Source organism: Bacillus paramycoides, from assembly GCF_038971285.1.
In the GTDB taxonomy this organism is placed as follows: domain Bacteria; phylum Bacillota; class Bacilli; order Bacillales; family Bacillaceae_G; genus Bacillus_A.
Genome location: NZ_CP152428.1, coordinates 28,390 through 50,776 on the forward strand (window position 1 = coordinate 28,390; position 22,387 = coordinate 50,776).

The following is a 22,387-nucleotide window of genomic DNA, read 5'->3' on the forward strand; positions in this document are numbered from 1 at the left end:
ATCTACAAGAAAAGAACGCCCTTTAATAAGAGCGTTCTTTTCTTGTAGATTCAGCTTAGCTGCAGCAAGTGAATAGGAATTGCCATGTATTCCAATGACACTCATGAGAAATTGTGTCGAATTGACCTTTGTCTGCGCCTACTACGTTTTCTAATTCTGCATCAGTAAGATCATTAATTGCTTCTAAAGCTTTTAGTTCAAAATTCTTTTCCATATTTATCACCCTTATTATTTAAATTTTGCGATATCACAATTATGATTGTAATACCAATTTCCGGAAATGTAAATACTTTTTTATCCTTTTTTTCTCTTTTTTATCCTTTTTATTGAATAAAAAGGGAAATACATTATATCCCAAAAGGAAGAAAAGCTTGAATATATAGATACTATCACTTTAAAATTAGAATGAAATATGTTAATTATTTCATTTTCAAAATTGAAAACATAACCCGCAAATAGATGATTAGAAGGTGAAAAATTTGTTTATTGATCCTAAATATTTAGAATCTAAAAAAATATTATTAATTGATGACGAAGAGGAAATTCTCAAAATACTAGAAATTGTCCTTAAAAAAGAAGGATTTTATCATATTGATAAGGCCTCGTTAGGAAAAAAAGGTATACAGATGTGTAGAGAAGTTGATTACGATTTGATTATATTAGATATAATGCTACCTGATATTGATGGTTTTAGCGTATGTCAACAACTAAGGAATATTACATTAGCGCCAATCTTCTTTTTGTCTGCTAAAGAAGAAGATTCGGATCGTTTAATTGGATTAAGTCTCGGAGGGGACGATTACATTACCAAACCCTTTAGTCCCAAAGAAGTTGCATTTAAAATGAAAGCATTTTTCCGCCGAGAACAGTATCATAATCAGGAAGAAAAAAGCACAGATAAAGGTTTGTATAATTTTGGAGATGTTGTTTTAAATGAAAAAAAAGGTACGGTTTTAAAAAACAATATACCTATCTCTTTAACAGCAAAAGAATTCCATCTTCTTTTATATCTTATCAAGAATCCAAATCAGGTATTTAGCCTTCCACAACTCTACAGAACTGTTTGGAATGAAGAATGTGCTGGTTGTGAGAATGTTATTATGGTTCATATTAGGCATTTGAGGCAAAAATTAGAAGACAATCCTTCTAATCCAAAATATATTCTCAATGTTAGGGGATTAGGATATAAGATGTGCATCGAGGGTAACGTAGAATGAAATGGAATATCACATTATTATACGCAGCTTCAATTATAAGTCTAATTTTCATTTTATTTATTGTCCAATTTATAGTTGCCACTTATTTTGTGTTTAGTCAGGGTTCAAATAATTACAAACAATCTACTCCAGAAAACATTGCATTAGAATTTGGAAAATATTTAAATCTAGATAATCAAGATATTTCTATAACTAATGAGGGAAAGAATATTTTAAATGCGAACAAAGCTTGGCTTCAAATTATAGATTCAAATGGCAATGTTGTTCGTGATATGTATGCACCCAATAACTCTAAGCAACACTACAATGCAAAAGACATTGCCATGTTATATAAGTATACAGTAGACGGATATACCTATTTTATTAGTGAAGTTGAAATAGAAGAGAAAAGGTGGAGTTACTTAATAGCATTTCCTTCTAACAAAGTGTCTCGATATATGATTTATTTAAATTTGGATAATATCCTTAGTTTTTATCCTTATGGTATCTTAATTTCAATAGGTTCTGCATTATTATGCTTATTAATTTTTTCGTATTTTATCGCTAGGTATTTTGCAAAACCTGTATTGGTTCTCATTCATAACATTACAAATTTATTTAATGGGTTATATACGCAAAAAGATGTAAATAAGGGCCTATTTAAAGATGTATTTACAATTTTAAATAAGTTAGCTATAAAACTAAAAAATGTAGAGAATGACCGATCGCGTCTAGAAATCATGAGACAAGAATGGATTACTAATCTTACTCATGATTTAAAAACCCCTTTATCTTCTATTAAAGGCTACAGTGAACTGCTTACTGATGACCAATATAATTTTACTATGGAGGAACGAAAGGAATATGCAACGGTAATTAAAAAGAAAGCCCTATACATAGAACAACTGATAGGTGATTTAAGACTCACATATCAATTGAAAAATGCTACACTTCCTTTAGAAAAAAAAGATAAAGATATTGTAGGGATAGTTAGAGAGTTAGTAATTACCTGTCTTAACAATCCATCTTATAAAAGAAAAACATTTGATTTCTCTACAAATCAACAGAATATTATTTTAAAAGTCGATGAAGTACTCTTAACAAGAGCAATAAATAATATCATGATGAATTCTATAGTTCATACTCCTGAAGGAACACATATTACAGTAAAGATATGCAACACTAAAAAAACCACAAAAATTATAATTGAAGATAATGGACCAGGCATACCCAAAAAAGAATTAGAGCAAGTATTTGAGCGCTATTTTAGAGGGAGTAATACAAAGGATATAGAAGGTTCTGGATTAGGTTTAGCCATCGCAAAACAAATCATCGTATCCCATGACGGATATATTGATATTAAAAGTGAAGAAGGGAAAGGAACTTGTTTCATCATTACATTCAAACATTAACCAAGTTAATGAATGGACTTCATTTGATTTTGGATAGATTTATCTCGTAAAGACAGTTATCCTATTTTAATACTATATACCGTTTCTATCCATAGAATACTAGATTGGGCTGTACGAAAAAGAAAACCATACTTATTTATGTAAGCAATATATATTAATTAAAAATGGATTAAAACTAAAACATATCGAAAGGAGGATTATACTATTCTTCCATATTTTTCTTATTGATTCTTCATTTTTCGTCAGTAATCTGCTAAGATGAAGGATAGAAACGAGAACTTTTAAACAAATACTTTTAAATAAACTAAAAAAAACCCCCGACGGAAGTTTTTAGATAGTTGACAGTTTGGCGACCGATACTATTTAAAAACCGGAAACAGAGGATTTGTAAATACAATATTTAGTTATGATACTTAAATATTATCATAACTAAAAAAAAACGTAAATACGAATTCTCTATTTTGTCGTGTCCAATTTTTGTCGGGATGAAAAATGGAGGATTTTTTTATTATGACAAATGATATTTTTAAACATGCGCGAAAACGCGGACATAGCGTTGTAGAGAATGCATTACTCGACGATTGTAACCTAACAGGAATGGCAAAATATCTTCTTATTCAGTTTTGTTCACATCGTAACGGCTATTGGAAGGTCACCATGCCTGATATTATTAAGCGCTCAAAAAATGGACGTGATGCACACTATAATGCACTTAGAGAGTTAATACATAACAAATACGTTGCTCGTGTTAAAGTATTAGAAAAAGGAAAACATAAAGAACAAATTTACATTTATGGACAAATAAAAGAAGATGTTGCTGAAATGTTAAATGAAACAATCCAAGAGTACATGTTTAAAGGATATGTAGTTGAGGTGGCGTTCGGGGATCCACTTACTGAAAATCCGAATGTGGAAAATCCGAATTCGGATTTTCAGTACAATATAAAATACAAAAGAAAAAATACTAAAAAAGAAAACACCAATATATTTATAAATGATATAGCGAAATTTGATGATGATAAGCGAAGTTTCTCTTCTCTAACTGAAGAACAAATAAATTTAATCGTTAATACTCTTAGAGAAGCTACAAAAGATGATCTAACAGATCGAAGCTTTAAAGCTGTATTAAAAAAAGTGATGGATAAATACAACCAAGGGAAAATCTCTGATTTTAGAGACTATTTAATCACAGCGTTAGTTAATAAAATTGAAGAGTTAGAGATTCGTAGAATAAAAGAAAATGCGAAAAAACAATTACAAGAGGACAAGCTAGATAGAAGTATAATCACTCGTACACTTTCAGAGCATGAATATACAGGGAAAGTTCCGTTTTATGATTGGATAGCTTCATAATAAATAGTCTTTGTAAAATATAAGGGCTATTTTACATGAAATAGTATCCAAAACAAACAATACATTATCCATTTAGCGGATTAATTAGGCACAAAATTAAATGTAGACTATTGATTATGTAAATTTGTTTTTTATTAAACATTGAGATATGTGAAATGATATATATCCCTTGTTAAAAAAGCCCCCATAGATCTTACACATATGAGAGCTACCTAAGAGTATTTAGACTTTCGATTTCATTCTATTGTAACAGGCTTTCACCATACATGAGAAACATAATAAGCCAAAAACAGACCATCATAATAAGAAATTCTTTAAACCCTTGCTGAAAGGAAATACGACCTTCTTCCATTCTGCATGCCCCTTTCCTCTACAACTTTTAATATGTTAAAATATAGAGGAAAGAAATCTGCCAATTTCTTTCCTCGACGGTCACTCATGACTTCTGCTCTTTGTTTGCTTTTGCAAATGAAGAGCTTTTATTTTGCATACTTATACTTGCTTTCCATTCCGATACCGCAATCTTCATTCTTTATTCCTCCATTATTTAAATTTGTTATTTATATAGACTTACAAGTTCCAGTTATATATTTCTCTAATTTGCTTATCGCTAAATCCTTTATGAATAGCGAAGATTTCTGGAAAATCAGAGATATACAAATCAATAATTGCATTGTCAGTTGTTCTTATATAATAATATTGAACAGCTTCCTCATAATTGGAATACAAATAGTACTTATGAATCTTATACTTAAATCCATTTTTTCTAATACCTCATATAACTTATTTTGAGTTTCATCCATTACGTCAAAAATGGTTAACAGCTCCTCATTGCGTAATTTTACTAAACTAACTCTATAAACAAAGTTGTTTCATTGTATTCATTGGTATGCACATTAAACATTTTTCCGGTAGCTTCTAATGCACTAAAAAGCATTCTTTTATAACCTAAATCCATAAAATCTACACTAATTTGACCATCATTCATAATAAATTGAAGATTAGCCATCATCTTTTTAGCTTTCCGTTCCATATAATAAAGACAAGTACAATCAAATTTTAGTTACTTTTACAAAAGAACAAGTAGAAAATTATTGGCATGAAAATAAGCTGAAGAATCGAAATGAAGCAATTCGTCAGATTGTAGACAAAGGGTTAAGTCGTAAATAATGGCTATCCTTTTTATTTTCCCTAAAAAACCTAAAAACTCATATACATCCCCTTTCTCCCTTTACATATGTTTTTATAACAAATACGACTTATTATATTGATAACTCCATCTAAACCCCATACAGCCAAATCTGAAGGTTCATTTTTTAGTTAAACTGATTTTTTCATGTATTCATTAAACAAATAAAAAAAGAGCCGGATTTTCATCACAGCTCATGTATGAATTGGTTCTGTATGTGTACATGTGGGATATTGTGAACAGCCAAAAAACTTATTTCCTGTTTCATTTGAATTACGAACGACTAAATCATGTTTACATGTTGGACATTTCCGTTCTGCAGGTTTTATCCCTTGATACACATCTTCAGCCGAATATTCGGGATTGATTTTATTAATCAATTTCTGAAGTTCTACACGATCTATTAGTTTTACATGACAAGCTTCTGCTAATTCTTTTGCTTGCCTTGTATACACACTGTTTGTTACAACCCAGCCTTCATGTGCTTTGTAATAGGCTTGTGCTGCATATATCTCTTGTACGGCACTGATGCCAACTCTATTTTTCATCCCGTAGCGTTTCGCCTGGATTACAATACGATTCTTCCCCTTCAATACCAGATCCGCTCCGAAATCATTTGACTGCTTTGTAACTATTGGAGAATAACCCAACTCTCGAAAGAGGGCTTTTAGGTATATCTCGAATTGATGTCCGTCCATTTTGTCTATATAGCGAATACCAGACTTAGCCATTCTCTTTAATATTCTTCGCTCCTGGATCTTCCGGTACATGAATTTACAAATACGAAAAAGAACATAAAGGATAAAACTATACATCAAAATTTGTAATATGTTTGGCATTTCTGGTAGATTAGACACTTCGCTCCACCTCTTTAATTAGTTTCATTTTCTTTGGTTGAGCTGTTTCTTTTTCCTGTTGCTCATTCACTTGTTTCTTCCGGACATCGTTCCAATCTTTTTCAATCGTTGGAATATCCTCTTTAAGATCGACAAAGCATTTCATTGTCTGAATGAAATCTTTCCCAGCCTTATCATTATCAACTGCCATGATGACCTCTTTAATATCGTGCCCTTCTTTTTTCGCATCCATTAAAGATTGAATCACTGTTTTTGACTTCAATCCATGCATAGAAACCAGGCGAGCGTTTTGGATATTATTTTGTTTAATGCTCCAATGAGATAACATGTCGATTGGATCTTCATAAAAATAAATCTTATCCGGTTTACCTACATCAACCGTAAAACCGGCATTGATTTTTTCATAATTCGGGACAATTTGCTTAAAACTTCCTCTTTTATTCTCCATTTTGACCGTACCTTGACGGTTCATTCCAATGACTTGCCCTTTGCCTCCTTCTTCCCTCCATTTAAACACCACATTATTTTTCTTATCCTGGGCGATGAGATCCTTTTTAATCAGCCAGTTCACTAAACGAGGATCAATTTTTCTCTCATCAATTAGGTATTGCTTGATTTCTGTCTGTTTCGGTACCTCTAAATGTTTTGGATAACTAAAAGGCTGCTGCTCTTTTTTGCGTTCTTCTTCAGCTTTTGAACGATCAAACTCTTTGTATTCCCCCTTCTGAATGTCCATCACAGCTTGTGGAAATGTCATGTCATAGTACATCATCGCAAAACTAATCGCTCCATACCCTTTTTCCCCTCGACTATTCCAGGCGTACTGATTTCCTTTAATAATGAGACTATCATGTTCCGTATGACGATAATAATTTCCTTCTTTCTTAAACGTTTCTCCTTTTGCTTCCAGATATGAAATCAAGTCAACTTTTCTTGCTTTCATTGCATCCTCCGCACTGACATATGCCATTACGGAATCCCCCCTTTACTCTATAAAATGAAATGAAAAAGAGGACTATTCCGTTTCCTAGTCCTCTTTTTCACGCATTCTGTAGCTTTTGAATAAAGTTTGATTAAATTAACTTAATAGACCTTGATAAAAGAACAAATGAAAAAAGCGTGTTTTGAAAAATAATTTGATCAAAACACGCTTTTTCTATATTCAATTGAATCATCAAGTTGTTTTTTCTAACGGACCCTGAAACAACAATAAAAAAACTAATAAGATTTTCTTTGTGAAAACTCATGCGTCTTGGCTTATGAATTCTTTATACAGCGGTTGTATCTCACAAAGAAGAACTTTATTTTTATTTTTTTCATAATGCTAGCGGTCATTCACTTCTAATGTTTCTTTCGCCATCCGCTCATATTCTTCTAAGCCGGAGATAATCGCAAACTCAGCTATCGCAACAGGGTATGCCGCATTAAGTTCAATGACGTGCTCTTTCATGGCAGGCCAGTAAATCCCGCCTGCTTGCTGGTAATAGTTGATCAGTTTCTCCAGGGCTTCCTCCCCGAATGCCCGGTACTGGAAAACAAAATCATTTGATACATCCGTTACTTTTGCTTCGGTCCAGTCGATAAAACCGGTTACGTTAGCATCTTTATCAATCATCGTGTGGCCAGCATGAACATCTCCATGAATCAGACCTGTTCTCTGAGGCCACAATTCCTCATTTTTTACCCAGGCCTGCCAGCGGTTCCATAAGGATTCGCCTACGCCAAACTTCGCTTTAACCTTTTCCATACGCTCAATCATTGATTTTCTTGCCTCTTCTGCTGTCTGGACAACCAGGCCTACTTTAAGGGCTTCTGCTTTCGAGACTGTGTGTAGCGAAGCCAACGCTTTGGCTAATGTCTGGTGAAATTGTTTAGGTACGTTTTCATAATCCATCTCCCACAAATAGTTTTGAATCTCCGGATCAATCGTGCCTGCTGGCACTCCGGTTAACTTTTTATAAGCTATTAGATCGTCTTTATAAACCGACCAGACTGGAACCTGAAAAGTAACATATTTTTTTAAAAGATCCAGTGCTTTCTTCTCCACTATCGTCCTCGGCATCACATCGTCCCGTCTCGGAAACCTTAGCACCCATCCTTCACCTTTATCGTCTTCTGCATAAGCAACCAGAAAATCTAAACCGGACTCGTTGAATATGATAGACTCTTCTTTAACTTCCAAACCATACTTCCTTGCTATTTCTACCGCTTTTTGTTTATTCAAATCTTTCACTTCCTTCCCTTATATTACTGATCTTTTGTAGTGAAGAAACAGACCCTTGCCTTTGGAAAACTTGTGCAATACTCTACTTATTCAGAGCAAGTTTGTCATATATTTTTTCATATTCAATATTCACTTCTTTATGTTCCAAAGTAATAAACACTCCCCCTTTTAAGAAAATGTTTTTTAATTATCCTGCATACTAACTTTAAGTAGAAATCTCCACAATCTATTATAAATTTCAACATATATAACCAGTTTCCTGTATTACTGTTGTTCAACAATCTGGCCCTTTAGTTGAGTAACTTTATTTGCCGAATAAGAATTTTAATCGCTTCTCCTGTACGCTGTATGATAAACGAGCGTCAAATTTTTCCCCGTTTTTGTTTGAGATAAACCCTTTAATCTGATCCGTTACATTCTTTTCTAATAACTTTTTCACATGGTTACTACTTAGGTTTTTACCAGAGGATGTACCAAAGATAATGAAGTCACAGCCTTTTTTGTATTTCTCACATAAGTAGTTATTTTTCCCTACAAGAACCCTACTCTTACACAATGGACATTTACCAATGGTACGATCTTCAGTCGTTGGAAAACGAAATTTCAAACTTCCGCCCGCTTCCATATAGATAGCTGCTGTAAATTCTCCCTTTTCTCCTTGAAAACCGTTGATAAAATCCGTTGTTTTATTCTGAATTAACTTTTTTACCTGATTACCAGGGATTGCTTTCCCTTTCATCTTGGCTGGTAACATAAAATCACATCCATTTTTATGCTCTGTGCATCCATAAAATGTTTTACGATGAAGCATACCCCCTTTTTTACATTTTGGACATTTACCAAATGACAGCTCCTCTTGTGTTGGGAACTGAAATTTAACTTTTCCTTCATGTAACACTAAATAAGCGGAAAACTCCTTCTCATTGGACTTAAATCCTTTTAAAAGCTCTGTTTTTTTATCCTCAAAAAGCTTTTTCGCTTGCGCTTCCGGAATCGCTTTTTCTTTAATTTTTTTCGGTAAGGAGATTTCACATTCCGGATAATTACTGCACCCGTAAAAGTTTCCTTTATGAAGGATTTTTCCTTTTCTACAAGGGCATTTGCACACCTCAATCTGCTGACTCCAGGTATTAATAATGCTATCCGACACCTTATCATCCATTGCGCCTAATTGTTCCACTGTGTCTTTTACAAACGTATTCGTTTTCTCCACAAATTCCTCATATTTCATTTCATTCTTTTCGATCATGTAGATCATCCCTTCCATTTCAGCCGTATAAGCTGGATTTTTGATTTCATCTACCGGAAAAGCATCTATAAACGCACGACCAATATTAGTAGTTCGAATCTGACTGTTAGTAACATCAATATAGCTTCGCTCTAACAGTTTTGGAATAAACGTTTCTTCCGTTGCGACTGTCCCAATCCGTTTTCCTTTCATAAGTTCTTTCAAATGTTCATCATCTAATTTACGCCCTGCCGTCTCCATAAAGGTTAAAATGGAACTTTCCGTATGAAAGGCTGGTTTCTTTGTTCGAGACTCAATCAAGTCATACTGAACGATTCTGAAAGAATCTCCTTCTTGTAAAATAGGTATCTGGAATGCTTCAACTGACCCCTCTTCTATATCCTCTTGAAACACACTTAGAAACCCTTTCTCTTGTAGGATTTTTTCTTTTGTACTGTATGTGTTGCCCTCTTGATCTATAAAATGTACTTCTCTTACCAGGTAGATTGCTGGTTTCATAAAATTCCCGATAAATCGTTTTACAATTAAGTCATATAACTGTTTTTCTAATGGTTCTCGGTTGGTCCCGACATATAATTTTGTTGTTGGGATGATGGCAAAGTGACTACTGACTAATTCATCATTAAAAGTAGAATGTTTTTTCGTAATAGAAGATGGAGATACTTGTTGTACAAGATTTGCATAGGCGCTTTTTTCTAATGCTGCCATTACTTCTTTCACTCGTTCCACTTGTTCTGTAGGTAAGTGCCTGGATGAAGAACGAGGATATGTGATAAAGCCTTCTTCATACAAACTCTGAATATGCTTTTTTGCTGTTTCCGCATTTATCTTCAGTTTGGCGTGAGCATCTTTGTAAATATCCGTTAAGTTATATAATAATTTTGGTTTCTTTTTTCTATTGCTTTCTTTAAATTCCGTTACAATTACATTCGTTTCTTTCAAGCTATCTCCAAGCTTTTGTAGTGGCGATGGATCTACCAGTTGATCTTCTGTTTTCATTACTGGTGATAAACCGTTTTCCGTTAGTAGCTTTAAATTGTAATAGGTTTGTTCTTTATAATTTTGAATAGCGATTTCCCTTTGACGGATTTCATTCAAGATACACATTTGAACACGACCAGAAGCCAATAAGAATTGGTTTCTTGCTAGTTTGGATGTACTGCCTCTTGTAACATTAATCCCTAGAATATAATCCAGGTATTGCCTTGCTTTAGCCGATTGTGCAAGCCCGTCATAGTCTGTTCCTGGTTCTAATCGGTTCAAGGCTCCTTCTAATTCTGCGGCTTCATAGGAAGAGATAAAAAGACGGGATTCTCGCTTGTTCACACCTGCATATTCATATAATTCACGATAGATAAGCTCCCCCTCTCTATCTGCATCACAAGAGTTGACCACATGATCCACATCGGGACGATTTAACAACTTAACTAATATTTGAATTTGTTCTAGACTATCCGATTTCTCTTTATATTCCGGCTCTAAAATAATGGGTAAGTGATCAAATTTAAATTCTTTGTATCTCTCGTCCATCTCCTCCGGATGTTTTAGTTCTAATAAGTGCCCACGGCACCAACTAATAATGTAATTTTCATTTTCATAGTAACCATAATAAGGCTTGCTCCCTGGATATCTTTTTGAGTTTTTAAATCTAGGTGATTTTAATAATTCAACAGCTACCTTCGGCTTTTCTGCAATAAATAATGTTTTTCCCATACGTATTACCTCCTATTAATCTACAATTTCAGTTTTACGCTTCCATTTCTTATTTCTGCGCTTTTTCATTATTCTGTGACCAAATAATAGCAACATGTTCAAAAAGACAGCTACAAGGAACATACAGCCCGCAAACAGCCATACATTCATGGCATTCTCTCCTTTCGTTCTATAAATAAGAAAGAGGGCTTTTCCTTTTACCCTCTTTCATTTTTAGATATAAAAAAATCACTCTCCGTTATCTCAATTGAGTAACAAAAAATGATTTAATCTGCTTTTCCTGTTATAAAATTTTTCATCGTTCCATTTCCATTGTTTCTCTTTTTCTACCTGATTTCTTTGTAGTTTTCGACTGATCTACATTCCCAGGATCTATTTCCTTATCTTTTTCTTTATCATTAGCTTTTTTTCCATTCAAATGCTGAAAATTTTTATCAAAATCCATTTCTTTTGAAGTTGTAGACTGATTCACTGTTATTCCTTCTTTTCCAAGCTTCTCATCCACCTGATTTTCTAATTTTACTACGTGTTCCTGGCTTACCAGCTCATTATCAATCGAAACATATTTCGTTGTATAATACCGCTCTTCAGCTTTTACACGAGTGACAATACTATCAATATTATCTGGTGTTTCTTCATATTGTGAACGTCTGTATGCTTCGAATTTTCGGCTTAAGTCCTTATCTAATGTAGTTGATTCTTTTGATTTTGTAGGTTGAATTTGTTGATCTAATGAGACAATAGGTGCATATCCTTCCTTTTTCATTTCTTTATATAATTCCACTTCTTTTTCATTAAATGAGTAATCTTTTTGTGCCTCCGCTTTATCAACTAAGTGACCATATCTTTCATCTTTTACGATTTCATCTAGACTCATATTTGCATCCTTTTCATAAACCACAAATGACAAATTTCCTCTCCCGTCAAAGATAGAACTTTGAACCTTTTCATATAAATCTGGTTTTAAAATGTTATCTAAGGAGTAATTTTCCCGTTTCCCGTTCTTTTCCATTAGGAAAACAGATAAATCTTCCCGATTTGTTGAATCTTGATTCCATACAGACAAATAATCAATATCTTTCGTAACAGCATCCATCATGTGGATTCTTGCAACTTCTTCTTCATCTTGTATACCGTTTGCTAATACTTCAATTGTTACTAAGTGGTTAGGTGTCTCTTTTGATTTTTCTAATGAATTTTCTTTGTTATTTCTATGATTCACTATCTCATCTCGTAACGCTTGTTATACTTCATCCGATAAATGCCTTTTCTCGTTTAATACTTGTTCATACGGTGTCTTGTAGTCCCCATCCCCCATATTCATACGATCCATACTCACAAGCTCCATTCTTCCAAAATCCCTATCAACTTCTTTTGGAATGGCAATATGATAACGAGCTTGATCGTAAGGGATGGTTTCACCTCTTTCTCTAGCTTCTTCCCTTGCTTTTTCAATACTTGCAATAACTTCAGCCATTTTTTCATTTGCTTCTCCAAATGGAATCAGTTGATTATTCTTAAAAGTTTCATTGTCGCTCCATTGAACTAACATAGTTGGACGATTAATTTCGTCCTGATTTAGTGCTGCATATTTTTCTTGATTCGCCTCGTTAAATGCATTAATAAATTCTTTATCACTCAATTTCTCTGCACCTTCTACAGGTTCAAACGCACGGTTCCTATCTTCTTGTTCCTTTAACTCTGCAACAGAAACAAGCTCTTGTGTCGTATTACTTAAACTCATGTATTCCACTAGTAAAATATTTTTTTCACTTTCATTCTGTTCTCTATTTTCATTCTGTCTTTCATTTTCTTTTACTTTAGCCGCTTCATATTTTTCTGTATTAAATAAAATAGCGTATCGATCATCTTGTTCTAACTCACTTAAAGGAATAAGCATATCTTCTTCACGTACAGTAAATGATTGACTTTCGTTCCTATCAAGGAGAGTATCCTTTACTTTTTCATAAACATCTCCTTTAAAAATATGTTCAATATTAGAAACATCCCTTTCGCCATTATAAAATTCATCACGGTCTAATACTCCCGGATCATAAATTGCCATATGATATACTTCTTTGGTTTCTGCATCCACCATGTGTAATTTTGCAATCTCACCGTCTTTGATATCCTTATCCAATATTTCAACTGTTACTACATTCTCTTTTCCATTATTAGACACTTGTTTTGACATATTATCTACTCCCTTTTCATTCGTTTTTTCTTTTTCCTTTTCTAACGTATTTTCAATTGTTTCAATAAATTCAATCGAAGTTTCATGTACTTCTTTCAACAACTTGGTTTTATCTTTCATTTCTTTTCCTTGTGTCCAGCTCGCTAAATATCCTAACGAATATTCGCTTGTATCAATCCCAAAATAAGAAGAAACGGCATAAGCTGTCATTTCTGCTTGAAACTCTTTTTCTGGTGCTGTGTAGTTCATATGTGTCTCTGCTGTATGAAGTTTGGCATGTGCCAATTCGTGAAGAAGTGTTTTTACATTTTGTAATTCACTGTTTCGTGGATTCAAAGCAACCTCTTTTGTTAAGGGATAGCTCACACCTTTTGCGACACCCAGTTCTGATTTTGGCGCAATAATTTTCACATCGTTTTTTTTCGCAATAGCTTCCATTCCCTTGTACAAACTTTGGTAATCTGTAACGCTCCCTTCTAGCCAACGATTCGGAAAAATACGAGGAAGATCTTCCGCTTTTGCATTTGTTTGGGACACATCAAACACATGACCGATAGCAAAATATAAGCGACCTGGTTTCACTTCTACGCTTTTAGATTCAATTTGTTTCTTCTCTTCCTCATTTGCTTTAGTTACTGTTTTCCAAGAGCCTTCTTTGTCCTTAAATTTTGCTACAGTTCGGTTTGGAACAAGAATTTTAATTCCTTTCTCACCCTTCTTAACCGGAAATCCTTTTTCTTTCCAAAAAGAAAAGGAACCAACTGCACTGGCTCCCTGGAATTGACTCTGTATTAATGAAATATTAGATGGTGAATAGTGATAAAACTTTGCCATAAACGTTAGATACTCTTTTAAATCTCCTGGTGTACGAAAATAACCTTCAACGCTTTTTTCCATCTTTTTTGTTACAGCTTGCACCGCTTCTTTCTTTTCTTCTGGTGATTTTGTTTGATACTTTTTCTTATAACTTTTACTCATGATCTTCTCCTACTCTTTCACTCGCTCTTTGCAATTCCTCCATTTCTTCTTCATTCCATCTCTCAGCTGTATCAAAGAAAAGCTCATGAGTTTTCACATTAACCGGAACTAACATATTTTCTTGATTCATGACATGGACTGCAAGTTCTTCCTCTTGTTCTCGTGTAATTTTGATTGTTAGTTCTTCCTCTTTTACAAGTAAAACAAGTTCACCTTCTCCAACCTCTTTAATGACTCCTAATGCGATATCTTCATGAAATAATAACATCCTACTAACCTCCTGTTTTTTTATAAAAAGAAACAATGTAGCTTACGTTACATTGTTCTTTGATGCCTCATGATCTAAACGTTTTTGTCTTGCGTTACTAATCCGTTCCGCTACGACTTCTTTTGCTATCTTCACACTTCCCATCTCTTGTTTATCAGTCGTAATAAGGCTATCTACGCCCTCTAAAAAGAAATAACCATTTAATAATTCAATTAAAATTTGCGTATTTCTATCCGCACTATTTGCACCAAGACGAATTTTTGTTAGTTCACTTTTCAACACATCGTGTAGATTCTTTGATACAATTTCGGAAATATAATTCAATGACCATTCTGAACTTTTTGATGCTTGATGCTCCATACAAATTTTCGATATAGCATCACCAGGATGAGTAATATTATTTTCATCCATGTAGTCTTTAATGTATTGATGGACATTTTCATTTAATGATAACTTCATTCGGATTTTTTTATTCTCTATGATCTAACCCCTTTCATTTTCATATGCATTTTCCCTTTGCATACGCTCATAATACTTTTGATTTTTCCAACTTTCATATTCACTTTTAAAGGCGCCTTCCACTTTTCTCATAGAATACTGAATAGATACATTCTGCTGAAATTTTCGAAATGACTTTGATTTTTTCATGTGATGGATTCTTTTTTGTTCTTTATCATATGCTTTCATTTCTTGTAAAAAAGCGTTACCCATCCTTTTATACAGATCACTGATTTTATTCATCTTGTAATTTTCATATTGCTTCTTATCATACTTTCCTTCCCCATATGCTTCTTTGAAAACTTGCACTTCTTTATCTAACTTTTGGAGAAACTGATCATAATCTTTTTTATGATGATGTTGAATATACCGACTGCTCAATTCATCAATTTGCGGCTTTAATGGTTGAATCGTATTGTAGCTATATTGCCACTGTCTTTTATCACTTGGTAACTGTTTATAGATTTGTAAAAACAATGGTTTCAAATGTTGATTACGCCAATTAAAAACGGAATCTTCTTTTTTCCTTCCCACCATATTGTTTCGAATCAAATCATTAATTTGTTTTTGTTCCTGCTTACGATCTAACAAATTATTTACGACTTTACCCTTCATCGCATCTAATGTTTTTGGTTTTCTTTTACCACGTTCTCTCGTTGGAAATGGTTCAACAGTTGCTACATGAATATGAATATTATCCGTATTAAAGTGAATGGCTGCCGACCAGATAGAGCTTTTTTCCAACCCCTTTCTTTTTTGCATTTCCTTCATCGCAAGCCGTGTTACATCCATTAACTTTTTTTCATCCAATGTTTTTGTTTTCTCATCATAAATTCCTTGCTTCTCTAACCAGGGATTATGAAAAGAAATGACATCTTGCCACATGATACTTCCATTCTCATGGGCGGTTTTAAACATTTCCTTTAGGGACTTTTTTTCACTTTCTGTTAAACGATTTGCTTGTTCCGTAAATAGTGCCGATGTCTTTTCTGAATTCCCCATATAGTCTTGATACGTTTCGAACATTTTCGGATTCAGCTTCACTTCACTTTTCGCTTCCTCTCGATCTACATAATCAATATAGTTCTGAAACACATCAGAACTTGGTAAAACAAATTTCGTTTTTAAAACAACACCTGGTGTGACTGAAGACTGAACAGGAACGGCATTATTCATTTTCAATATCCTGCATCATCATTTGAATAAACTCATTCATTTTTTCCATTGCGCTATAACAGTCACTCATCATATGGATGTTCTTTTCAATAAGATTTTCTAATTCCATTTCCCTTTTATTTTGCTGCTGAAAAAATGCTAGCATTTCAATTTGGGCTTTCAAAAATTTTTGCCGGGATATTCCCTTTCTCTTTGCCATTTCATCTATTTTCTTTACGGCAATTGGATCTATTTCTCTTATTCTAATTTCCACTTTTCCCTCTCCTTTCTGCAATTCTGGGTAGAGATCAAAAAATAGTGAGAAGAGCATAAGGGGTTTTTGTTCCCACCTAAGGTGTGAAGCTAGGCGGAGCCTAGCAAAACGATGGGAACAAGGAAAGAAGTTGAATGTCCCCATTACGTCCCTATCTTTTTTATTAATGTCTCCATCATGTCCCGTTATTTTTTCTTAACGTTCCTTTCATGTCCCCTTATTTCACCTCAATGTCCCCATTGTGTCCCTATATCTTTTTTCACTTTTTATTAATTTCTTGTTCCTTTTGCTCTAACTTTTTGACCTTATCTCGTGCAATTTTTTGTTCCCCTTTAAACAATTCCACGTTCTTTTCTGATGATTTTATTTTAGATTCTAAGGATGCTATTTTTGATTGTGTTTCCGTTTTTTCTGCTTCAGTTTGATACTTTATTTCATCTTGTAATTCTTTTACTTTTTCATAAACTGTCTTCGCATTTTCTTCTTCCAGTTTGATTGCTTTCCCATAATTTTTTATCTTTGTTTCGATATCCTTTTTGTCTCTTTCTATAAAATCTAGTTCATATGTTTTTTTATCTTCAGCAATCAGTTCGTCATTCGCTTTTGTTTTTCTTTGATCGGTAAAAATCGTCTGAACTAATTTATTCGGACTTTTTGTTGCTGCATTTTCTTCTTCATATTCGTTAACATCTTGTGTGAATTTACGAATATCCATTTGTTCTTTTTCACCATTTCTATTGTAAATATCGAAGGCTAACGCTCCCCAATTCGGAGATAAGTCTTTTACTTCTACAACGTATTTTCCGTTCTCCTCATACAATACTTTGACAGGTAATTGCACACCTGGATTTGCTTTTTGCTGCGCTTTAAATGTATATCCTGTTTCCTCATATCCTTCTAATCGAAAGTAAATTTGTATAAAGTTTTTGTGTGGATTGTATTCCCTTTTCTCTACAATCAATTTCCCCATACCCGACAACTTAATTACTTTATTTGTTTCTGTATGAAATAGTTTTTCATCGTTTGGCATGTAAATTTTTGATGTCAAGAAAGCGAAAAAACCCAAAAATAGAAAGCTGATAATTGTTAAGTAGATCCACGACTTATTCTTTCTTAGATTGATTCTTTCACTCTTCTTACCAATCGCTCCTATCACACTCTCACCCCACCTTTTTCGTTATAAAACTTTCATATTTAACTCTTCCACACTTGTAACTCGCCATGTTTCATTTTCTTTTTTCATGATGATTCGTAACACATTGTTTACTTTTTCTTCTCGGTTTTGTGTTGAATCTGTCGTGACATTTATAAATTCAGCTAACACATTTACCTCCTCTTTATCGGGTTCATTTTCTTGTAAATAAAACTTCATTTCTATTGGTTTCGTTTTATACGTATCTCCTAATTCGTATTTATCAGTTGGATAAAATTGTTGTAATAGTTCTTCACTCATAATGGATTTTGCTTTTTCTTTTCGCTCACTGTAGCCTTCTTTTTCTCGATGAAATGATAATTGAATAAACGTTTCGGCTGTCGATAAATACGCCATTCTCTGTTGTTCTTGTGCGGAAGGAAGCACCTTATCCAGTCGTTTTTTTAAGTCTTCATTTTGTTTTGTTAGTAATTCATTTGAAAGTTTTAACTGTTTTTCTTTGCCATCACTCATTGATTTTTTACTCAAATAGATATTAAAAGCTGTTACACCTACAACTAAAATGACAAACACAATAAACAAAGATTTTCGTTTATCTTTCATTCTTTTAGTCTCCTATTCTTTCGGTTTTTAGAACCTTCTTACATGACCAGAAAAGACTTTTTTCCAATACGGATTATTTAAATCTTCAATAGAAACACCTTTATTCGTTTGGCATCCAATGAAAGTATTTTTATCAATTACAATGCCAACGTGTCCGTCATGTTTGTAGGTATCAAAGAAAATAACATCACCCGGTTTCATATCATTTGCTGATACTTTTGTACCAATTTTATTTAATGTTTCCGTACTTACAGCGCCAATCGGACTAGTATACATTCCTACTTGTTCGAATGCCCAGCGTACAAAACTTGAACAATCAAAAATCCCTCTTGCGATGTCATTTGTGTTACGTCCTCCACCAAATACATAGGTAGAACGCCCTATCCATTGGCGACCTACATCGGCAACTTTTGAACCGCTACTTCCGCCACTTCCTGGATTTCCTCCTCCGCCAGAAACAACAGAACCCGGCTGATAATATTTTAAAACTGCGTCAACGTACAAAATATCGCCATAACACGCTTGATATGGTACGGCTTCCTGTCTTAAACAATGGTACATTCCTGTATGTTTCACTTTTTGATATTGTTGTTGTGAAAATTTAATTGCTAATTCTTTCGTATACTTGCCACCATTTGCGCCAACAAAATCAAAAAATCCTGTCCCGAAATTGTAAGCTTGGAGGGCTGTTTTGATATGATCCATGTCTCCTGGACTCGTTACTCCGGCTCTTTCTATCGCATGTTTAAACTCCTGTACACCAGCCCAAATACTGTAATCTGGATCTGTAATACAGTTTGGTGATTTACAATATTTCGTATTAAATGCACCTTCCGAGCTTTGCATTGGATCGCTACCTCGACCTCCACTCTCTTGCATCATTTGTGCAAGCATTAAAGCAACAAACGGTTCCACGCCAAAAGCTTTTGCATGCTTCCGAATCGTAGGTTCCCATTTTAGAACTTCAGGTGAAACATTCATGACTTGCCCTTCACCTGTATACGTAATATCACCCGTGTCTGTTCCACTATCACTCCCCATTGCCGCAATAAAAATGCTTACTACTCCAAGTAAAAGAAAAGAAAAAAGACCCATCACAAGTAGTGCTAAAGTGATGAGCCATTTCTTTGGTATAATCTTTAAAACTAGATGCATAGTATTAAGCACCTCCCCCGAATAACATCAATTCTTCATCTGTTACTTCTACATGAAAATGAATGTTTTTTACAGCCCCAATACTTAAGATGACATCCCCTGTTGGCAAATGCGGAATCGCTGCAATCTCACTTTCACTTAACTGTCCTGCAAATACTTTTCGCAACATATCTAAACTGTTATTATCTTGCTGCATGATAAATTTGTACTGTGTAAGTTCAAATAGCTTTTTAATTTCATCAATCATTTCCTGTGAAGATCCTTCCGGTACAAAATCTCGAATCGTGTGACTTGCATATAAAAGACCTGCAAAGTATTTTCGATCTTCTCGGCTAAGTTTCGTTAAAAATTGTAGCGCATGAGCACTTTCTTTTTTCGTGTTGATTATATGATGCGCCTCGTCAATAAGAATGAAATAACGAACTACATCTTCAAAAGCAAGTTGCTTTTTGTTAAAGGCTTTTAATTGTGGCGCACCATTTGAAATCATTTCATCCCAAAGGAGATTTAACACATTAAAGATCTGTGCCTGGAATACTTCTGGTTTAAAACTGGATATATTCCGTAAGGAAAAGGATACAACTTGTTCTTTCTTGAAATCTTCAATTGTAGTATGACCATCAAATAATTCTGCATATGCTTCTACTAAATTTGTAAGATTTAATTCAATTAATTCTAAACGATGAATTCTACTGTCTCCTAAATTATCATGATGCTTTCTAGCTTCTACATCTTGATATAATTCTTTACGAACAAACATTAAAAAGTCAGAGAAAATCGGATATTCTTTTGATTTTCTTGTTGTAATTTCATTTTTCGCTCCTTTTTCGTCATTCCATAATCCCATACGAATATATAATTTACGAAGCAAATTTTCATATTCTTTAATTTCATCATCTTTTGCTTCTGGCGCAATGAATCGATAAAAAATTGTCAATTTAGATAGATGTTGAGTGAAACTAACTTCTTCAAGTTCTGCTGTTTTGTACACTTGAAGTGGGTTAATTTGACCTTGAGAACCGTCTAATGAGATGGTCTTTCCTCCTAGTTCTTTCACTGTATCTGTAAACTCTTCTACAACATCAAATATCCGAACAAAATGACCCTTACTTGCATAATCCACACTTTTCTTTTTTAACAATGTTGATTTCCCCGCACCAGACTTCCCAATCATTACACCGTTATAACTCTTTCTTTGATTGTCTTTATGGAAGATATCAAAAATAACATTTCCTTTTGTTTTCGTTGTTCCATAATACGTACCGTATGGATCGTGCAAATAGGAATAATGAAACGGACACCCACCAGCCAAACTGACTGCCGGAATTTCTTTCCCTTTTCTTCGGTTCACATAATTTTTTTGTGTATCAAAGCTCGTTACGAGTGCATCCCATTCATACTCTTGTTCATTTAAAAAGACAGCTCCTCGAAAGTTATAAGATTCTAATGTTTCCAGGATCTCTTTTACTTGTTTTTCTAGTTCATCTATTGTTCTAGCGGAAACATAAATACGAATGTGAATACGTTTCATGACCTCACCTTGTTTCAAATCCGTATAGAGAGCTTCCAGCTCTAAAAATTCATTTTTCGCATCGATCCGATCTATATTATCCTTCGCTGTATCATGCCGAACACTTTGTTCACTCATGGATTTATTAATCGATTCAACAACTTCATGTGTTAACATGGCTTCAAGATTTGGGAGTATGCCAACAAATTAAAGTGCGCAGACACGGTAAGATTGCCCTTTCAATTTACATCTTAACCATACATAACAACTATTTAAAAATTATTGAATACTTCAAGATAAAATGGGCTGTAGCAATTGATGTGTGCTCTACTTTTACTGAATTTCTAAGTGAAAAACTCTTTAAGAAAACTGTTGTGGCCAATCACGAAGACATAAAGAATGATATTCAAGTTTCGTCTAATTCTGTAGACATTTACAGCGTAAACAAACAAAAAAAATCAAATACGGATTGATTGTAAATTAAAAGAAAAGAATAACAGATTACAAGATTTAGACGACTATCTTAGTGAGGATCAGAAAAAGGCTTATTACTACATTTTAAGTCAAGAACTAAATTACCTTAGTGAAAAGGATGCATACACAATTGCTTTAAGGATGCCACCTTATATCGACCGCTATGCTAGATGGGATTTTGAAGAATGTGTACAATGGTTTCAATATAATGAAGCTCAAAATAGTAATCCCGCGCATTTCATAAAAATGTTTGGCCAAAAATCTAAACAAAACTGGAAACGAAGAAATCAGAACGTAATAGAGAAGAAATCCCTACATGGTACAAAACAAAAAAGAGAATTTATTTTTTATAATTTCTTAGAAGAAAGTAATTAATTTTAAAAAATCATACTAGTATCTAGCCTTGCTTAAAAAAATCAAATATAGCAAGGCTATTTGTCGTATCTTCTTGAAAAAAATCATAAACTTGTTGTTATTCGACACAAGAAACTTCAATATCCAAAGCATTTTATAGAACCTTTCTATGAAGTTCTGGGCAATTTACATATACAATTAACCATAATTTATTTATGGTTAATTCATTATTAACTATCAAATTTAATTTGAAATTTACTAAGAGAAAATCCTGAATATCTTGTCAGAGTAGGTTTAAAGGCATCATAATATATTCTAATGTTTTTATTGGATTTAATTTTTAAAACAAGATTAATTTAATATAGCATTCTGGAATTCATTCTATGTTGTCTAATTTTAGGGAATCCCATTCAACTTGCAAAATATATAAATAATTATGTAGATATTTGTTATTGGCTTCTCTAAAATTTGATAAAATTCTTTTTATTTTAAATTGAATTTATAGGGATGCTCCCCCTTCGCCGCCTACTTCTATATAGTATTATAAGAATATCACTAGCTATTGAATCCATACTATA

At 33.6% G+C, this 22,387-nt stretch carries 19 protein-coding genes and 3 pseudogenes; 4 read left to right on the forward strand and 18 right to left on the reverse strand.

Annotated elements, in window-relative coordinates; all coding sequences use genetic code 11:
* Positions 1-55 precede the first annotated feature (55 nt).
* Positions 56-214, reverse strand: coding sequence for a lacticin 481 family lantibiotic (locus tag AAG068_RS27600; RefSeq protein WP_063263939.1), 159 nt, complete (start codon positions 212-214; stop codon positions 56-58).
* A gap of 265 nt (positions 215-479) precedes the next feature.
* Here AAG068_RS27600 and AAG068_RS27605 point away from each other — a divergent pair, with 265 nt between their 5' ends.
* The 3 genes from AAG068_RS27605 (at position 480) to AAG068_RS27615 (ending at position 3,961) form a co-directional block, all read left to right on the forward strand.
* A complete protein-coding gene (locus AAG068_RS27605) occupies positions 480-1,217 on the forward strand; it encodes a response regulator transcription factor (protein ID WP_137026902.1) in 738 nt (245 codons plus the stop codon).
* Positions 1,214-2,608 carry a sensor histidine kinase gene (locus tag AAG068_RS27610; RefSeq protein WP_342719889.1) on the forward strand — a complete coding sequence of 465 codons (1,395 nt, stop codon included), beginning with the start codon at positions 1,214-1,216 and terminating at the stop codon, positions 2,606-2,608. Before AAG068_RS27605 ends, AAG068_RS27610 begins: the two co-directional genes overlap by 4 nt.
* Before the next feature lie 510 nt (positions 2,609-3,118).
* Positions 3,119-3,961: a hypothetical protein gene (locus AAG068_RS27615; RefSeq protein WP_342719890.1), complete on the forward strand. Its 843-nt coding sequence runs from the start codon at positions 3,119-3,121 to the stop codon at positions 3,959-3,961.
* Positions 3,962-4,531: 570 nt separating this feature from the next.
* Here AAG068_RS27615 and AAG068_RS27620 read toward each other — a convergent pair.
* The 17 genes and pseudogenes from AAG068_RS27620 to AAG068_RS27700 form a co-directional block, all read right to left on the reverse strand.
* Positions 4,532-4,764 (reverse strand): annotated as a pseudogene (locus AAG068_RS27620) (hypothetical protein).
* Between the two features lie 41 nt (positions 4,765-4,805).
* Positions 4,806-4,994: a hypothetical protein gene (locus tag AAG068_RS27625; protein WP_342719891.1), complete on the reverse strand. Its 189-nt coding sequence runs from the start codon at positions 4,992-4,994 to the stop codon at positions 4,806-4,808.
* 350 nt (positions 4,995-5,344) lie between these two features.
* Positions 5,345-6,007: a restriction endonuclease gene (locus AAG068_RS27630; protein ID WP_342719892.1), complete on the reverse strand. Its 663-nt coding sequence runs from the start codon at positions 6,005-6,007 to the stop codon at positions 5,345-5,347.
* Positions 6,000-6,977, reverse strand: a complete 978-nt coding sequence (locus AAG068_RS27635; protein WP_342719894.1) for a DUF3991 and TOPRIM domain-containing protein — start codon at positions 6,975-6,977, stop codon at positions 6,000-6,002. The genes AAG068_RS27630 and AAG068_RS27635 overlap by 8 nt, the downstream gene beginning before the upstream one ends.
* Before the next feature lie 354 nt (positions 6,978-7,331).
* Complete coding sequence (gene mphM / locus AAG068_RS27640; RefSeq protein ID WP_428846011.1) at positions 7,332-8,231, reverse strand: macrolide 2'-phosphotransferase MphM; 900 nt, start codon at positions 8,229-8,231, stop codon at positions 7,332-7,334.
* 304 nt (positions 8,232-8,535) lie between these two features.
* The gene (locus AAG068_RS27645) at positions 8,536-11,193 is read right to left on the reverse strand and encodes a type IA DNA topoisomerase (RefSeq protein WP_342719896.1); all 2,658 of its coding nucleotides are present in this window, start codon (positions 11,191-11,193) and stop codon (positions 8,536-8,538) included.
* A gap of 15 nt (positions 11,194-11,208) precedes the next feature.
* Positions 11,209-11,343: a hypothetical protein gene (locus AAG068_RS27650; RefSeq protein ID WP_001103676.1), complete on the reverse strand. Its 135-nt coding sequence runs from the start codon at positions 11,341-11,343 to the stop codon at positions 11,209-11,211.
* Between the two features lie 145 nt (positions 11,344-11,488).
* Positions 11,489-12,415, reverse strand: a complete 927-nt coding sequence (locus AAG068_RS27655; protein ID WP_342719897.1) for a hypothetical protein — start codon at positions 12,413-12,415, stop codon at positions 11,489-11,491.
* Between the two features lie 21 nt (positions 12,416-12,436).
* On the reverse strand, positions 12,437-14,365 hold the full coding sequence (locus tag AAG068_RS27660; RefSeq protein WP_342719898.1) for an LPD25 domain-containing protein: 1,929 nt from the start codon (positions 14,363-14,365) through the stop codon (positions 12,437-12,439).
* A complete protein-coding gene (locus tag AAG068_RS27665) occupies positions 14,358-14,633 on the reverse strand; it encodes a hypothetical protein (protein ID WP_086391240.1) in 276 nt (91 codons plus the stop codon). The genes AAG068_RS27660 and AAG068_RS27665 overlap by 8 nt, the downstream gene beginning before the upstream one ends.
* Positions 14,634-14,675: 42 nt before the next feature.
* On the reverse strand, positions 14,676-15,113 hold the full coding sequence (locus AAG068_RS27670; protein WP_342719909.1) for a hypothetical protein: 438 nt from the start codon (positions 15,111-15,113) through the stop codon (positions 14,676-14,678).
* Positions 15,114-15,116: 3 nt separating this feature from the next.
* The gene (gene mobP2 / locus AAG068_RS27675; RefSeq protein ID WP_342719899.1) at positions 15,117-16,307 is read right to left on the reverse strand and encodes a MobP2 family relaxase; all 1,191 of its coding nucleotides are present in this window, start codon (positions 16,305-16,307) and stop codon (positions 15,117-15,119) included.
* Entirely contained in the window at positions 16,300-16,560 is a 261-nt protein-coding gene (locus AAG068_RS27680) for a hypothetical protein (RefSeq protein WP_342719900.1), read from the reverse strand. Before AAG068_RS27680 ends, mobP2 begins: the two co-directional genes overlap by 8 nt.
* 259 nt (positions 16,561-16,819) lie before the next feature.
* Positions 16,820-17,716 (reverse strand): hypothetical protein, encoded by an 897-nt coding sequence (locus AAG068_RS27685; protein WP_342719901.1) that lies wholly within the window; start codon positions 17,714-17,716, stop codon positions 16,820-16,822.
* A 21-nt stretch (positions 17,717-17,737) separates the two neighbouring features.
* On the reverse strand, positions 17,738-18,316 hold the full coding sequence (locus AAG068_RS27690) for a MerR family transcriptional regulator (protein ID WP_342719902.1): 579 nt from the start codon (positions 18,314-18,316) through the stop codon (positions 17,738-17,740).
* A 27-nt stretch (positions 18,317-18,343) separates the two neighbouring features.
* Positions 18,344-19,471 carry a bifunctional lytic transglycosylase/C40 family peptidase gene (locus AAG068_RS27695; protein WP_342719903.1) on the reverse strand — a complete coding sequence of 376 codons (1,128 nt, stop codon included), beginning with the start codon at positions 19,469-19,471 and terminating at the stop codon, positions 18,344-18,346.
* A gap of 4 nt (positions 19,472-19,475) precedes the next feature.
* Positions 19,476-21,146: pseudogene (locus AAG068_RS27700) on the reverse strand (VirB4 family type IV secretion system protein); the annotation flags it as partial.
* Between AAG068_RS27700 and AAG068_RS27705 the strand changes: the two are divergent.
* Positions 21,146-21,830: pseudogene (locus AAG068_RS27705) on the forward strand (Replicase RepFR55); the annotation flags it as partial. The pseudogenes AAG068_RS27700 and AAG068_RS27705 sit on opposite strands and share 1 nt — an antisense overlap.
* Positions 21,831-22,387: the final 557 nt, after the last annotated feature.

Coding starts and splice junctions, on each gene's coding strand:
- AAG068_RS27645 (WP_342719896.1), bottom strand. CDS start 11,193: ATGGGAAAAACATTATTTATTGCAGAAAAGCCGAAGGTAGCTGTTGAA.
- AAG068_RS27665 (WP_086391240.1), bottom strand. CDS start 14,633: ATGTTATTATTTCATGAAGATATCGCATTAGGAGTCATTAAAGAGGTT.
- AAG068_RS27660 (WP_342719898.1), bottom strand. CDS start 14,365: ATGAGTAAAAGTTATAAGAAAAAGTATCAAACAAAATCACCAGAAGAA.
- AAG068_RS27610 (WP_342719889.1), top strand. CDS start 1,214: ATGAAATGGAATATCACATTATTATACGCAGCTTCAATTATAAGTCTA.
- AAG068_RS27695 (WP_342719903.1), bottom strand. CDS start 19,471: ATGCATCTAGTTTTAAAGATTATACCAAAGAAATGGCTCATCACTTTA.
- AAG068_RS27600 (WP_063263939.1), bottom strand. CDS start 214: ATGGAAAAGAATTTTGAACTAAAAGCTTTAGAAGCAATTAATGATCTT.
- AAG068_RS27635 (WP_342719894.1), bottom strand. CDS start 6,977: ATGGCATATGTCAGTGCGGAGGATGCAATGAAAGCAAGAAAAGTTGAC.
- mobP2 (WP_342719899.1), bottom strand. CDS start 16,307: ATGAATAATGCCGTTCCTGTTCAGTCTTCAGTCACACCAGGTGTTGTT.
- AAG068_RS27690 (WP_342719902.1), bottom strand. CDS start 18,316: ATGAAAGATAAACGAAAATCTTTGTTTATTGTGTTTGTCATTTTAGTT.
- AAG068_RS27650 (WP_001103676.1), bottom strand. CDS start 11,343: ATGAATGTATGGCTGTTTGCGGGCTGTATGTTCCTTGTAGCTGTCTTT.
- AAG068_RS27625 (WP_342719891.1), bottom strand. CDS start 4,994: ATGGAACGGAAAGCTAAAAAGATGATGGCTAATCTTCAATTTATTATG.
- AAG068_RS27615 (WP_342719890.1), top strand. CDS start 3,119: ATGACAAATGATATTTTTAAACATGCGCGAAAACGCGGACATAGCGTT.